This is a genomic window from Streptomyces klenkii, from assembly GCF_003626645.1.
Taxonomy (GTDB): Bacteria; Actinomycetota; Actinomycetes; order Streptomycetales; family Streptomycetaceae; genus Streptomyces; species Streptomyces klenkii.
Genome location: NZ_RBAM01000010.1, coordinates 248,127 through 260,989 on the forward strand (window position 1 = coordinate 248,127; position 12,863 = coordinate 260,989).

Here is a 12,863-nt window from a genome sequence, read left to right on the forward strand (position 1 = left end):
ATAGGAGTTACCCAGGAAAGTCAAACCTGCCTTGAGGAGTCCCCGTGATCAAGATCAGCATCTTCCTGACCCGGCGCGCGGACCTCACCCACGAGGAGTTCGTGGAGTACTGGACGCACAAGCACCTGCCGCTGATCGCGAGCGTGACGGACGGATCGGTACCGGTCCGGCGCCATGTCCTGCTCCTACCCACCGACGACGAGGTCCCCGGCCTGCGCAGCACCTACTACGACGGCGTCGTCGAAGTCTGGTTCGACGACATCGCCGACGCCACCCGCTGGTTCACCTCGGACATCTTCACCACGACCGTCGCCGCCGACGAGGAGAAATTCCTCGACCGCTCCCTGACCCGCTTCCTCTTCACCACCGAATCCCCGATCGCCGGTTGAGCACCACCGCCGAGGTACGGCGAGCGTCGAACGCCACTCACTGCCTCCCGGGCGTTGCCGCAAAGAACTACGGCACGCGGGTGAGGTGGAAGTAGAAGTCTGCGGGATCACCCTTCTTGTCCATGACGCACAGCAGGACATCGTCAGTGATCCGTCGGAAGTGGTCGATGACAGGCAGTTGGTCGTAGACCATCGCCGCGGACGGTTTGCCGCGGAAGACGACCTCGTGCAGTGTGGCGAGTCCCCTCTCCTCGTAGGAAAAGACCTGTCCGTCCTCATCGAGGCGCAGCAGCGGCTCTACATGCCCGGCATCGACGAACCGTTTGCCGTACCACCTCATTTGTGCCAGCAGTACGGCGTTCTCGCTGGTGAATTCGAACCCGTCGCCTTTCCATGTGCCGGTCAGCAGCGTGGCGTCGACCGGTTCGAGGCGGTCGAAGAGCTCCGCCAGCTTCGTGGGTTCGTACTCCCTTCCGGAAGCGATGGCGTCCAGGACTTCCTGTTCCATGTCTGCTTCCTGTTCCATGTCCGCTTTCGGCTCCTTCCTCGGAAGCCGGAATGCGTCGGCTGCGCGGCCCGGGCGTACGGGGTCGAAGCGGTGGTACATGCGGCTGTGCCAGAGGATCACCCGTTCCAGCGCCACCGCAGGAACGTACGCGGTTGCCGTAAGTGGGGCCAGAGCCCGGCGGCAGGCCTCGACGGCCGCTTCGGCACGGTCGTAGGCCTCGGGCGCGCTCAGGCCGATCGCGAGGGCGTCGGCCTTTCCCTCGGTCCGTTCCCGGTGATGGCCGCGGAGGTCATTCAGCAGGCGGATCGCGATCGCGCCGTGGCGCAAGGCGCCGCGCAGCACCGGAAGGTGCAGTGCGATCCCGGGGGCGTCGTCCATGAGTGCCCACAGGGCGGTGACCTGCTGTTCGACGCCGATGGTCCGGGCGCCGTGGCGTAGGTAGTCCGTCAGCCGGGGCATCCTGCCGCCGGCGGCCACCGCCTCGGTGGCCTCGCGCTCGCGCTGCATTCCGGTGAGCGTCCGATGCATGCTGTGCTGCCAGAGCGCGACCAGTCCGGGCTTTCCACCGCCGTCTCCGACCCGGGCCGGCTCAAGCGCTGGAACCGGGTCGAGCTGTGGGCGGCGCACGCCCTTGTGGAGGCGTCCTTCGGCAATCACACGGGCGCCCTGCGTACCGCCCGCTTGATCGCGGACCAGCAGTCGCCGGAGGGCGACTTCTTCGCCAACCCGGTCACCACCGCCTTCGCCGCGCTCGCGCTCCAAGCCGCCGCTCCCGGCACGGCCGCCGCCCCCACGCGAAGACGGGGTGCCGGATCATCCCGGGTGGCGAGGCGGAGGCCGGGGAGACGCCGAGGCAGTGTGCGGAACGTGAGTGCTGGGAGGAGAGGGCAGGGCGATTGCAAAGTCTTGGCCATCTTGTTGGTGTGCGGGTCAAGGACGTGCGGCGGGCGGGTCAGCTCAGGTGAGGAGTTTCGCGAGCAGGGCCATCTCGGTGGGCGGGTCGGTCACCGGCTGGATGAGGAGCTCGCCGACGCCGGCCTGTTCCAGGGTGGTGATGCGGGCGAGGAGGTCGTCGCGGGTGCCGACCAGGGCCAGGGTGTTCATCAGCGAGGGCAGAACCAGGTCCCGGTCCTGCGGTGCGATGCGTCCGAGGTAGTTGGGGTAGAGCTTGGTGTGCCGGTCCGGCGCGGTGGCGGTAGTGCCGCGCCGGTCGAGAAGCCGCCGTACCGCCTCGCGTTCCTCGGGGCCGAGCTGCTCGGCGAAGGCGGGTGTGTCGGCGGCCGTGTCGGCGGCGAAGGCCAGCAGCGACAGGACGAGGTGGCCCGTCGCGTCCCGGGCCGCGTCGCCGTGAGGGTCCTCCTCCTCGTCGAGTAGGTGGAGCGAAGTCACCACGTAGGAGTCCGTACGGGAGTCGGGGTCGCGGGGTGTGCCCTGGGCGGCGTGGCGGCGGGTGTCGTGCAGCGCGTGCCAGGCGGTGGGGTCGAGCAGGCCGAAGGAGATGAGGCCGGTACCGCGGCGGCCGGCGACGGCGGCGGCTTTGGGTCCGAGCAGCGCGGCCACGACGAACTCGATCGGGGCGGCGGTGTTCACGTGCGCCCCGGCGTGCAGGAACCGGATGTCGCGGACCCGGTCACCTTCGCGGTACTCGGTCGACCGTCCGGCGCACAGGTCCTGCAGTGCGACGGTGAAGTTCTCCAGCCTGGCCGCCGTGGTCGGCCGCATGCCCAGGGTGCGCCGAGCGGTGTTTCCGGTGCCGACTGCGCAGATGATCCGGCCCGGTGCCAAGGCGTTGAGGCTGGCGAGCCCGCTCGCGGCGGCCGGGGCCGAGCGCAGCGCCGGTGAGGTCACGCCGATGCCGAGCCTGATGCGGCTGGTGGCCTTCGCGCACAGGCTCAAGGCGACGAAGGGGTCGCCGTGGACCATCGGGCTGTCGTTGACCCAGAAGCTGTGCAAGCCCAACTCCTCGGCCCGCACGGCGAGGTCCTCCACACCGGGCTGCGCGGCGACAACGACTCCTGCACGCATCAAAACCTCCAAGGTGTGAGGAGTGAATCGAACCCGCCCAGCATGGCAGGTCCCGGCGCAAGGGCCGTTGGAAAGTCGCGTGATCTTGTGGCCTCGCAGGGCGGGGGGACCGTGCCTGACGCAACGAGACCCCGTTTCACCTCTGGCAGGTCCTCTCCCGCCGGGTTCAGGACATCGCCTCCGCGCACCGCGGATGCCTGCCCGCAACGCTGCCTCCGATCAGCGAGACCTCTCCCCCGTACCCGTCGTGGAGTCCGTTGAGAACACCACCGCGCGCACAAGCCGGGCGTCACGCACGACGGCTTTTCGAGGCCGTGCGGGCCCTGACCCGTTCTGGTCGGAGCCACAGCTCCGTGGCCGGGAGCTCGGCCTGAACCGCCGCACTGTCAGCAAGTACGCACGGGCCCGCACCTGGCAGGAGGTGGCACGTCGCCCGCCCCGGCTCCTCAACCACTGCCCTGCGCTCAGAACCGCCGGCCAGGGATGCCGACGAAGACGCCGGCGTAGCTCGCGGACGGGGCGGGCCAGGGCCTGCTCCAGGTTCTCGGTGCCGGTGCAACGGCGGTGGTGTCGGGGCAAGGTCAGCCCACGGCGTGCAGCGTGCGCTCAGCCGTGGCGCGGAGGTAGGTGAGGACAGCGGGGTCGGCGTCGAGGGTGTAGTCGGTGTCGAGGCCGATGAGGGTCTGGGCGATACGCGGGAGGTGGTCGTCGGAGGCGTCTACGCGGCAGGACGTCTCGTCGACGGGCTGGATACGGGTGGCCAGGTACCGGGTGCGGGCGCGGATGCGGTCGGCCGGGGCGTGGACGGTGGCGACGGCGCGGTAGCGGGTCGGGGCCGCTGACAGCCGGCCGGCGACGAAGGCGGCGGGGTCGGCGCCGGGGATCTCGCGCGGTGGAACCCGCCGGCCGGTGGGTGCGGGGTCGGTGATGCGGTCGAGGCGGAAGATTCGCCAGTCGTCCCTGCCGATGTCGTGGGCGAGGAGGTACCACAGGCCGCCGGAGTCGACCAGGTGACAGGGCTCGGCCCGGCGCGAAGTAGTCGTGCCCTGGCGATCGGCGTAATCGAAGGTGATGATCTCGTGGTCGCGGCAGGCCACAGCCAGGGCAGCCAGGAGGGCCGGATCGGCGCGCGGCCCGCGGGACTCCCACGTGATGCCGGCCAGGGAGGTCTGCAGGGCGGTGACCTGGCCGCGCAGGCGGCGGGGCAGCACCTGCTCCAGCTTGGCCAGGGCCCGTAGCGCACTCTCCTCGATGCCGGTCAGACCACCTGCGGCGGTGCGCAGGGCCACCGTGACGGCGACGGCTTCGGCGTCGTCGAGGAGGAGGGGCGGCAGGCCGGTGCCGGAGGACAGGCGGTAGCCGCCGGTGTGTCCGCGGGAGCTGTCGACCGGGTAGCCCAGTTCGCGCAGGCGATCGATATCGCGACGGAGCGTGCGCACGGTGACGCCCAGGTGGTCGGCGAGGTCGGCGCCGGACCATTCGCGCCGGGTCTGCAGCAGGGACAGCAGCCGCAGGGTGCGGGCGGTCATGTCGCTCGTCATGGATTCCACTCTGCCCGCGTCAAAGGACACCTGCTGTCCTGAAGTCCTCCTAGTGTGGAAGCGTCTGCAAGAACAAAACGGGAGGTTTCCCATGAAAATTGCTGTTCTCGGTACCGGTGGCGGTGCCCGCGCCCACATCGCCAAGCTCGCCGGGCTCGGGCACGAGGTCCACGTCGGCACCCGCGACCCGGAAGCCACCCTCGCGCGCACCGAGCCCGACATGATGGGCACCCCGCCGTTCGGATCCTGGCTCGCCGGGCACCCCGGCATCGCGCTGCACACCTTCGCGGACGCCGCCGACCGGGCGGAGCTGGTCATCAACGGCATCGACGGTCGCAACGCGGTGGCCGCCCTCTCGGCCGCCGCCGAGCAGCTGGCGGGCAAGACGCTCGTCGACTACGCGGTGCCGTTCATCTACAACCCCGAGATCGAGCACCCCTGGCCCACCCCCTGGGGCGTGATGCCCACGCTCGACCCGTGCGACAGCGACAGCCTCGCCGAGCAGATCCAGCGCGCGCTGCCGGACACGAAGGTCGTCAAGGCCTTCGTCACCCAGGAGCAGGCCACCGTCGTCGACCCGAAGTCCATCGGTGGCGGCGAACACACCATGTTCGTCGCCGGCGAGAACGCCGACGCCAAGCAGGCCGTCACCGACCTGCTCACCGCCTACGGCTGGAGCGACATCCTCGACCTCGGCCCCCTGGTCGCTGCCCGCGGCATGGAGATGTACGCCCACATGCACTCCGCCATCGGCTTCGCCCTGGGCTTCGGCACCCACTTCGGCATCAAAGTCATCCGCTGACCCCGCGAAAGGAAACTCCCCCATGACCAGCCACACCCACCCCCACCCCCATACCGCACCCCTGTCCGGCAAGATCATGTGCCAGGCCATGTGGGCCCGTGACGGCAGGAAGCTCGCCGAGTTCTACGCCACCGCCCTGGGTACGAAGGTCACGCAGGCCTTCCCGAACGAGGAGGGGAACGAGGTCGCCTTCGCCTTCCACGTGAACGGGGCGATGTACCTCTTCTACACCTCCCCCTCCTTCACCGCTCCCGACTGGCCGGAGCAGGAGCTGCCCTTCCACATGGACCTCGTCTTCGACGACGCCCAAGCGGCCGAGAAGCAGTTGCTGGAGATGGGCGCCACCAAGCCCGGCCACCAGCCCGGAGGAAAGCACTGGACCGTCCTCCTCGACCCCTCAGACCAGCCTTTCTGCATCCACAGCGCCCACTGACCCCCGTCAGGTCGGTGCGGCCGATCTCTCCTCACCGGTATTGGTCTGTCGCAACGATGGGTCTCTGATGACCTTTGGGCCCTTGTGCTTGTGACCAGCGGCTGGGCGTTCGCGACGTTCACCAACGGCGACCGGGCCGGTCACCGCAGTGGCCAGGTGGACCGGCGTGCGGGCCGTGAGCTGTTCATCGGCATCCAGGCAGGGGCCGGGCGCGAGGTCCGGCTCACCGTAAGGGTGTCGGATCTTGAGGGTCCGGGCGGAGTCGGAACCTTTGTTCTTCCCGTGCCGGGATGGGGACGAGGGTGCCCGTGCTGGGTTATGGACGGTCGTTCCCCGATGTGCCGACGCCTGTTTTCGCGAGTACGGGATCTCACCGGGACCTGCTATTCACGCCCGGTCGGCGCGTCGCGGACCCGCAAGCGCAAGCCTTCGCCCTGACCAACGGCGCCCAGCCCGATCCCGCCGGCCGCAGGGCGGCGGCGGCCGACGACGATCAGTGCCCGGGAGCCAACCCGTTCGACGGATTCAAGATCTCCACGATGGACTGCGGCAATCCCGCGGCCCAGTGGGCTCCCGAAGAGCCGGCCGCGCTACGCGACGAAGACGGCGCATCGGACACGGATACGGACCTTGACAGCGGGCCGGTGCGCTGGCGCAACGCGCTGTGGGGATCTCTGTGCCTGGCCGCCACCGGCCGTATGGACGACCTGCGCGCCCAGCCCTGCGCCGATGTCGACGCACAGTTGTGGTGGTAGTTCCCGATCGGTACCGGGCCGAGACCGACCCGAACGGCCACGTCCGGCTGCGCAACGAGGCCACGCACCTGTGCCTCACCGCTCCGGACGGGAGCATCGGGCAGGTCACGGTCGAGAAGTGCTCGACCAGCGAGCGCCAGATCTGGGTGCCGGAAGCCTGATGCCGCAGCGGTCTGCGTCGGGGTCGCTCATTCGCCGGGACCGCTCAGCCGACCGGGTCGGGGCCGAGCGCCTTGTTCAGCAGCGCTCCCAGCTTGTCGAGCTCGGCTTGGGCCAGGCCGTGGAACGACTCTCTGAGGATCGATTTCATGATCACCTGGCCCTCGGTGCGCAGCCGGGCGCCTTCGTCGGTGAGCCGGTGGCGTACGGCGCGGCCCGGGCCGGGGATCCTCTCGATCAGTCCGCGGTCGGCCATACGGGCGGCCAACGAGCCGAACGAAAAAGTTCCTTATCTTCTCGAGTGCACGGAGGGATACGACAATGAGCACCCCCGTCCCGGCCGGCAGCCTCCGGCACCCCCCAAGGCCCCGGGCCTGACCGGTGTCACCGCCCTCGCCCAGGCGTACGGCGCGCTGCTCGACCGGCTCGACCTCGCCGCGGTGACCGTGATCGGCAACTCCTTCGGCGGCTGGCTGGCCGCCGAGATCGCCTTGCAGGCCGGCCCACGGGTCAGTGGCGCGGTGATCATCGCCGGGATCGGCATCGACACGATCCCGGCGCGCTTCGGGAAGATCGACCTGGCCGGCCTGGGGCGACGACCTGACGCCGTTCGCCGCCGAGAACCTCCCGTTCATGAAACCGTCCTTCGACACCATGACCGCACCGGCCCTCATCGTCGCCGGGGACAACGACCAGTCCCACTTGTCCACGCGCGGACCGGACTGGTTCACCGACCCGTACACCTACAGCCCGGGAAACAAGAGCCTCCTCACGCTGTTCGAGGCCGAGCACTCGCTCGGCGGCATCCCGGGATACGAGGTCGCCGAGACGACCGACGAGAGCCCTGCCCGTGTCGCCCTGATCCAGCACCTCATCACCGCCTTCCTGCGCAGCGCCCTCCACCCCGAGGACACCAGCTGGCAGGCTGTGGCCACCGCACGGGAAGAAGACCCCGACCCACTGGGGAAGTTGCGGAGCAAGTAGCGCCGCGGTGCAGGGGCCCGGAAGGGCCCCGAGCCCCGTTCGGGGCTCACCGAGTCAGAGTCATGTACATCCACGAACGTTACAAGCCGGGGCACCGATCCGCCCTGACCTGCGGCAATCGGCTCGTACGGCAGGCGGGCCCGCGACGCCGCTCCCCCTTGGGGCGACGTCGGCGCGGCAGCCGCGGCACCGCTCGGCGTTGCCGTTCGCGCGAGCGAGGCGATCACACGATAGGGCCGCCGAGTTGGACTCCGCAGACACCAGCGCGGGCGACTGCGAGAATCGGCCTCCTGTTGCTTGGTCGGCTTCGCCCCCACGTGCTGTTCAGGAGGTTCTGTCCTCATGTCCAGGCCTCCGGAAGATCACCCGATCGAAGCAACACCGGGTATTCCCGTTCGACCGCCGGACGAACCGCTCGATGGAACAACGGGTTCTGAGAACCTGCTGAATCTGCCGGCAATCCCTGACCAGCCCGTCGAGCCGACGCCTGAGCCACTGCAAGCGCAGGCCGTCGACCGGGCGCCCGTCTCACGTCCCCGTCTCCAGCCGGCCGCAGGCCTTCTGCGTGCCGCCCGGCCTCGCCAGTGGGTGAAGAACGCCTTGGTGCTTGCGGCGCCGGTGGCCGCAGGGCGGCTCGGCTCCCCGGTGGAAGCCGGACAACTGGGGATTGTCTTTGCACTGTTCACCGGTGCCGCCGTAGCCGTCTACCTTCTCAACGACGTGATGGACATCGAGGCCGACCGCGCCCACCCGCGCAAACGCCACCGTCCCATCGCGTCCGGAATCGTGAGGCCGCCGGTGGCGTGCGCCACGAGTGCGCTGCTCGCCACCACAGTGATGGCAGGGGCAGCGGAGTTCTGCAATGCGCCGACCACGGTGGTTATCGGCGTGTACCTCACACTGCAGGTCGCCTACTGCACAGTCCTCAAGCACCAGCTGGTGGTCGACCTCGTGCTGGTGGCCGCTGGATTCCTGATGCGCGCCATGATCGGTGGTCTGGCCATCGGTATCCCGATCTCGCGCTGGTTCCTGATCACGGCGGGGTTCGGGGCTCTCTTCATCGTCGCGTCAAAGCGTTACTCCGAGAGCAGGCTGACACAGGATCAAGGAGGGGCCACCCGCGCCTTGCTCGCCACCTACACCGCCGGCTATCTGCGCTTCGTCTGGCAGCTCGCGGCCGGCCTGACTCTGGCGGGCTACTGCCTGTGGGCACTGGACGGTTCCACGTTCGCGCGTCCAGCCCCCGCCGCCACTCTCCCGTGGCGCCAGCTGTCGATCGTTCCGTTTGTCCTGTCCGTGCTCCGTTACGCGGTGTTCACCGACCGCGCGACCGCCGGGTCCCCGGAGGATGTGGTCCTCGGTGACCGGCCGCTGATGGTGATCGGTTTGATCTGGGCGGCACTCTACGGCTGTGCGGTGGCCGGGGTGTGACGCACCCCGGCCACTGCTGAACCCCGGAGGAGAGAACTGTGAACGCGTGGCTGCTGGCGATGAGCATCGTCTTCGTCGGTCTCGGCGCCTGCGCCGTCCTCGGAGCGAAGGCCCCCGTACGCACTCATGATCTTCCGGTGCTGCTCATCGCCGGTGCGCTCGCCGGCTTCACTCTCGTCAGCCTCGGCGTCGGCGGCCTGCTCGGCAGCTATCGTCCAGTCCCCCTCACGGTGGGGGCTGCGGTGTACGCGGTGCTGTGCTGGGGCCTGGCACCGGCCCCGGGCCGACCCGGGATGCCGTGCCGGGTGCGGGCCAACCTCCGGCTGCTCCGCGCTTGCATGAGCTTCACCGTACGTCACACCTGGCGTCACCCCGTGACAGCACTGGTGTTCCTGGTCGTGGCAGCGGTGTACGGGCTGCGGGCCTGGCTCTCGCTGCACCTGCCCGCCGCAGACTACGACGGACTGATGTACCACTTGGTCGGGCCCGACAAGTGGGTCCAGGCCGGTCGGCTCGTGCACACCCCTGAGAATCTCTGGGCCGACACCTATCCGATGGGTGTCGAACTCGTCGCGGCCTGGCCGTCGGTCTACCTGCACTCCGTCCAGTACGCCCCGCTGGCACAGTTGCCCTGCTACCTGCTCGGCGGGTTCAGCGTCCTGTCGCTGGCCCGCCGACTGGGCGCTCTCCGAAGCCATGCCCTCCTGGCCGGTTGCACGTTCCTGCTCACTCCTGCGGTGTTCGCGCAAGCCAACACCCTTTATGTGGACGCCAGTTCCGCATCACTCGCTCTGGGGGCGCTCAGCCTGGCGGCCGGACTGAACGAGGCCGCACTGGCGGCGAGGCCACGAAGGCAAATTCTGGTGCGCACGGCAGCGACCGGGGTGGCAACCGGACTCGCGATCGGCTCCAAAACCAGCAACCTCATCATCCTGCCTTTGGTCGCGCTCGTGATTCTCCCCCAGCTCCTGCGGCTGCAGGACCGCAGGGCCCTCCGGAGAGGTCTCCCCAGGAGAGCCGTTGTCGCATGTGCCCTGCCCGTGCTGGCGGTCGGCTCGTGGTGGTATCTGCGGACCTGGATCGCGTACGGAAGCCCCTTCTACCCAGTGAGCCTGCTGGGATTTCCGGGCCGCGGTTCGGTGGAAGAGCTTGTGATCGGCCACAACGTGCCGGCGGCGCTCCGCGGCGCCGGAAAGCTCTCGCAGTCCTGGACCTCATGGGCAGACGGCCTACGGACCCACTACGTCGGCTACGACATCCGCCTCGGCGGTCTGGGGCCCGCATGGCTGCTGCTGATCCTGCCGGGCGCTCTGGCCGGCCTGGTCCTCTGGTTGCGCAGCCCGCAGCGGCGCGGCCCCGGGCGCGTTCTCGGCTTTGCCGCGGTGCTGGGGATGGTTGTCAGCCCCGCTTCGTGGTGGGGGCGGTATGTCCTGACCAGCGTCGGCACGCTCCTACCGCTGGCCGCCTACGCTCTTACCCGTCTGTCGCGACTCCGTGCCGGTAGATGTCTGCCACGACTGCTGGCCATAGGTGTCAGAGCGTCCGCGGCTGGAATCCTGGCGCTTTCGTCCTGGTGGGGACAGTCGGCGTTGCCGATCACCACACAGCAGGACCGGACCGTGCATGGCCCCGACGGCCAGCCATTCACCCCCTTGCCTACGGTCATCGATCTGGCTGAACACCCTGATGCCGCTGCCAAGATCTGGCCCTGGTTCGGCTACGACGCGCTGGCAAAGATCCCTGATGGCTCCGTCATCGCACTGCTTCAGAGCCACGTACAGCCCTTCGTGCATCCACTGATCGGCTCACGGCTCCAGCGCCGCACCGCCGTCCTGGGGAACCCGACGACCGTGGACGAACTTGCACAGCAGATGCACGCAGCGCGAGCGCGCTACGTCCTCCTTGACAACAGCGGCTTTGCCCGGCAACTGGCTTCGGCGGTGCTCAACGATTCCACGCACTTTCGTGTCGTGAACCAGCCCGATCAGCGGATCTTTGGTGCGGACCTGTACGAGCTCGGCAGCTTCCCCGCTGCCGGAGCCAGTCGTCGGCCGAGCAAGGTGCTCCCCCTGCCCGGTGGACAGGTAGAGGCGACCGGAACATGACCGGACGGGTGCCGCAGCCCCGTACCCGGAGGGCGGACCACCGGGCCGTGCTGCCCGGTGGTGATGACCAGCGGCCGGGCCCATGCGCTTCGCGCCGGCCCCAGTACCGATCAAGACCGCTGTGCCCGGGGCGCGCATCGTGCGCCGGAGTGCGGCCGAGTGCGTAGGTGGCGTCCGCGCACCACCCCGAGCCGGCAGTGGGGTGGATCCGGCGCCTCACCCGGGTAGCCCAAAGATCGGGCCGGAGCACCAAAAGGTGGTGCCACCCGCGAGGTCACACGCCGAGGCCGGGCGGCGCCCACAGGGAGGCACCCGTGGCCGCACTGGACACGATCACCCAGTACGTTGCCGTCGTGCTCGCCGTATTCACGGGCGTCTACAACATCTCGCTCCTCGCCCTGGGCATCGCCCTCGCCCGCCGCGCCGACGGCTCACTGCGCGGGCAGCTGAGGCTGGCGCACGAGCGGTCCGTAGCACTTCCCGCCGGCTGGAGCCTCTTCGTCCTCGTTCCCTGCCTGAACGAGGAGCGCGTCATCGCCAACACGTTGCGCTGCCTGCTCGAAGGACAGCCGGGGGTACGCATCGTCGTCGTCGATGACGGCAGTGACGACACCACCGCCCGCATCGTGCGTGCCGTCGGCGGTGACCGTGTCACCCTGGTCCGCAGGGCGCTGCCCGCCGCGCGGCAGGGCAAGGGCGCCGCCCTGAACGCCGGGCTGCGCACGGTGCGCGAGCACGCCAGCAGGGACGGCCTGGACGCGAGTCGGGTACTGGTCTGTGTGCTGGACGCCGACGGCCGGATGACACCGGGTGCCGCGAGCCGGGTGACGCGGCGATTCGCGGACCCGACGGTGGGCGGGGCCCAGCTGGCGGTGCGCATCCGGGACAGAGATCGCTGGGCACTGCGGTTGCAGGACCTCGAGTTCTGGACCCTGAGCGCGCTGACCCAGTTCGGCCGGATGGCCACCGGTACGGTGAGCATGGGCGGCAACGGCCAGTTCAGCCGGCTCTCCGCTCTCGACAGCATCGGGTCGTACCCCTGGTCGGACTCCCTGACCGAGGACCTCGACCTGGGCATCAGCCTCGCGGCCCGGGGCTGGGCAGTCACCTCCACCACCACGGCCTTCGTCTCCCAGCAGGGACTGACCAGCCCACGCCGCCTGCTGCGCCAGCGCACCCGCTGGTACCACGGCCACATGAGCGCCATCAGACGCCTGCCGGAACTCTGGACCCGGCCCGCCGTCGGCCTCCCGGGCCGCGTCGAGCTCACCGGCTACCTGCTCACCCCGTACCTCGTCACCCTGCCCGCCTCGATCCTCCAGCACTACGCGGTCGTGCGTGCGTTGTACGGGGACAGCGCCGGAATGCCCCGCCTCGTGCCCGGAGCAGTGTGGCTGAACGTCCTGGCCTGGCAGTCGCTGCCCTTCACCGCCTACCTGGTTTCGACGCTGCTCTACTGGCGTCGCACCGACGACCTGCCCGTCTGGAAGGCGGTCTGCTGGTCTCCCGCCGTCATGGTGTGCATGTACCTCGGATTCGCGGCCAGTTGGCGTGCCTTGTGGCAGATCGTCACCCGGCGCAGGAACTGGACCAAGACCGAACGTGCGGTGGAGGCGCCCGTTACAAGCGGGGCGTCTACGGCCCCACGGCGGGCCCACGGCGACTCGCCCCGCCGCCACGCACGATCCTAGTGGTGGAGCTACCGGTCAGCCGGACGAGCCACACTTCTCT

Annotated in this window: 14 protein-coding genes; 10 read left to right on the forward strand and 4 right to left on the reverse strand. The window is 69.4% G+C overall.

Going from position 1 to position 12,863, the window contains the following annotated elements:
- The first annotated feature begins 44 nt into the window (after positions 1–44).
- The gene (locus tag D7231_RS24565; protein WP_120757696.1) at positions 45–389 is read left to right on the forward strand and encodes an EthD domain-containing protein; all 345 of its coding nucleotides are present in this window, start codon (positions 45–47) and stop codon (positions 387–389) included.
- Positions 390–456: 67 nt separating this feature from the next.
- Here the strand turns inward: D7231_RS24565 and D7231_RS24570 are convergent, their stop codons facing one another.
- Positions 457–1,596 (reverse strand): DUF4334 domain-containing protein, encoded by a 1,140-nt coding sequence (locus D7231_RS24570; protein WP_422396756.1) that lies wholly within the window; start codon positions 1,594–1,596, stop codon positions 457–459.
- Here D7231_RS24570 and D7231_RS38555 point away from each other — a divergent pair.
- Positions 1,512–1,862 (forward strand): NUDIX domain-containing protein, encoded by a 351-nt coding sequence (locus D7231_RS38555; protein ID WP_158673817.1) that lies wholly within the window; start codon positions 1,512–1,514, stop codon positions 1,860–1,862. The two genes, D7231_RS24570 and D7231_RS38555, sit on opposite strands and share 85 nt — an antisense overlap.
- Here the strand turns inward: D7231_RS38555 and D7231_RS24580 are convergent.
- The gene (locus D7231_RS24580; protein WP_120757698.1) at positions 1,855–2,922 is read right to left on the reverse strand and encodes an LLM class flavin-dependent oxidoreductase; all 1,068 of its coding nucleotides are present in this window, start codon (positions 2,920–2,922) and stop codon (positions 1,855–1,857) included. The genes D7231_RS38555 and D7231_RS24580 overlap by 8 nt on opposite strands.
- Before the next feature lie 581 nt (positions 2,923–3,503).
- Complete coding sequence (locus D7231_RS24590; protein WP_120757699.1) at positions 3,504–4,463, reverse strand: helix-turn-helix transcriptional regulator; 960 nt, start codon at positions 4,461–4,463, stop codon at positions 3,504–3,506.
- A gap of 91 nt (positions 4,464–4,554) precedes the next feature.
- On the opposite strand from D7231_RS24590, the gene D7231_RS24595 reads away from it, so the two are divergent.
- The 4 genes from D7231_RS24595 (at position 4,555) to D7231_RS36595 (ending at position 6,614) form a co-directional block, all read left to right on the forward strand.
- A complete protein-coding gene (locus D7231_RS24595; protein ID WP_120757700.1) occupies positions 4,555–5,265 on the forward strand; it encodes an NADPH-dependent F420 reductase in 711 nt (236 codons plus the stop codon).
- A 22-nt stretch (positions 5,266–5,287) separates the two neighbouring features.
- Positions 5,288–5,698, forward strand: a complete 411-nt coding sequence (locus D7231_RS24600; protein WP_120757701.1) for a VOC family protein — start codon at positions 5,288–5,290, stop codon at positions 5,696–5,698.
- Between the two features lie 302 nt (positions 5,699–6,000).
- Complete coding sequence (locus D7231_RS24605; RefSeq protein WP_147449802.1) at positions 6,001–6,453, forward strand: hypothetical protein; 453 nt, start codon at positions 6,001–6,003, stop codon at positions 6,451–6,453.
- Positions 6,447–6,614: an RICIN domain-containing protein gene (locus D7231_RS36595; protein ID WP_158673818.1), complete on the forward strand. Its 168-nt coding sequence runs from the start codon at positions 6,447–6,449 to the stop codon at positions 6,612–6,614. Before D7231_RS24605 ends, D7231_RS36595 begins: the two co-directional genes overlap by 7 nt.
- 44 nt (positions 6,615–6,658) lie before the next feature.
- Here D7231_RS36595 and D7231_RS24610 read toward each other — a convergent pair whose 3' ends face one another.
- The gene (locus tag D7231_RS24610) at positions 6,659–6,868 is read right to left on the reverse strand and encodes a helix-turn-helix domain-containing protein (protein WP_199739445.1); all 210 of its coding nucleotides are present in this window, start codon (positions 6,866–6,868) and stop codon (positions 6,659–6,661) included.
- Positions 6,869–7,245: 377 nt separating this feature from the next.
- Here D7231_RS24610 and D7231_RS38560 point away from each other — a divergent pair, with 377 nt between their 5' ends.
- From D7231_RS38560 to D7231_RS24635, 4 genes are all read left to right on the forward strand, one after another.
- Positions 7,246–7,596: a hypothetical protein gene (locus tag D7231_RS38560; protein WP_422396755.1), complete on the forward strand. Its 351-nt coding sequence runs from the start codon at positions 7,246–7,248 to the stop codon at positions 7,594–7,596.
- Between the two features lie 342 nt (positions 7,597–7,938).
- Entirely contained in the window at positions 7,939–9,027 is a 1,089-nt protein-coding gene (locus D7231_RS24625; protein ID WP_120757703.1) for a decaprenyl-phosphate phosphoribosyltransferase, read from the forward strand.
- A 38-nt stretch (positions 9,028–9,065) separates the two neighbouring features.
- Positions 9,066–11,132: a hypothetical protein gene (locus D7231_RS24630; RefSeq protein ID WP_120757704.1), complete on the forward strand. Its 2,067-nt coding sequence runs from the start codon at positions 9,066–9,068 to the stop codon at positions 11,130–11,132.
- A 314-nt stretch (positions 11,133–11,446) separates the two neighbouring features.
- The gene (locus D7231_RS24635; protein WP_120757705.1) at positions 11,447–12,823 is read left to right on the forward strand and encodes a glycosyltransferase; all 1,377 of its coding nucleotides are present in this window, start codon (positions 11,447–11,449) and stop codon (positions 12,821–12,823) included.
- Positions 12,824–12,863: the final 40 nt, after the last annotated feature.

Coding starts and splice junctions, on each gene's coding strand:
- D7231_RS24580 (WP_120757698.1), bottom strand. CDS start 2,922: ATGCGTGCAGGAGTCGTTGTCGCCGCGCAGCCCGGTGTGGAGGACCTC.
- D7231_RS24595 (WP_120757700.1), top strand. CDS start 4,555: ATGAAAATTGCTGTTCTCGGTACCGGTGGCGGTGCCCGCGCCCACATC.
- D7231_RS38560 (WP_422396755.1), top strand. CDS start 7,246: ATGAAACCGTCCTTCGACACCATGACCGCACCGGCCCTCATCGTCGCC.
- D7231_RS24610 (WP_199739445.1), bottom strand. CDS start 6,868: ATGGCCGACCGCGGACTGATCGAGAGGATCCCCGGCCCGGGCCGCGCC.
- D7231_RS24600 (WP_120757701.1), top strand. CDS start 5,288: ATGACCAGCCACACCCACCCCCACCCCCATACCGCACCCCTGTCCGGC.
- D7231_RS24590 (WP_120757699.1), bottom strand. CDS start 4,463: ATGACGAGCGACATGACCGCCCGCACCCTGCGGCTGCTGTCCCTGCTG.
- D7231_RS24625 (WP_120757703.1), top strand. CDS start 7,939: ATGTCCAGGCCTCCGGAAGATCACCCGATCGAAGCAACACCGGGTATT.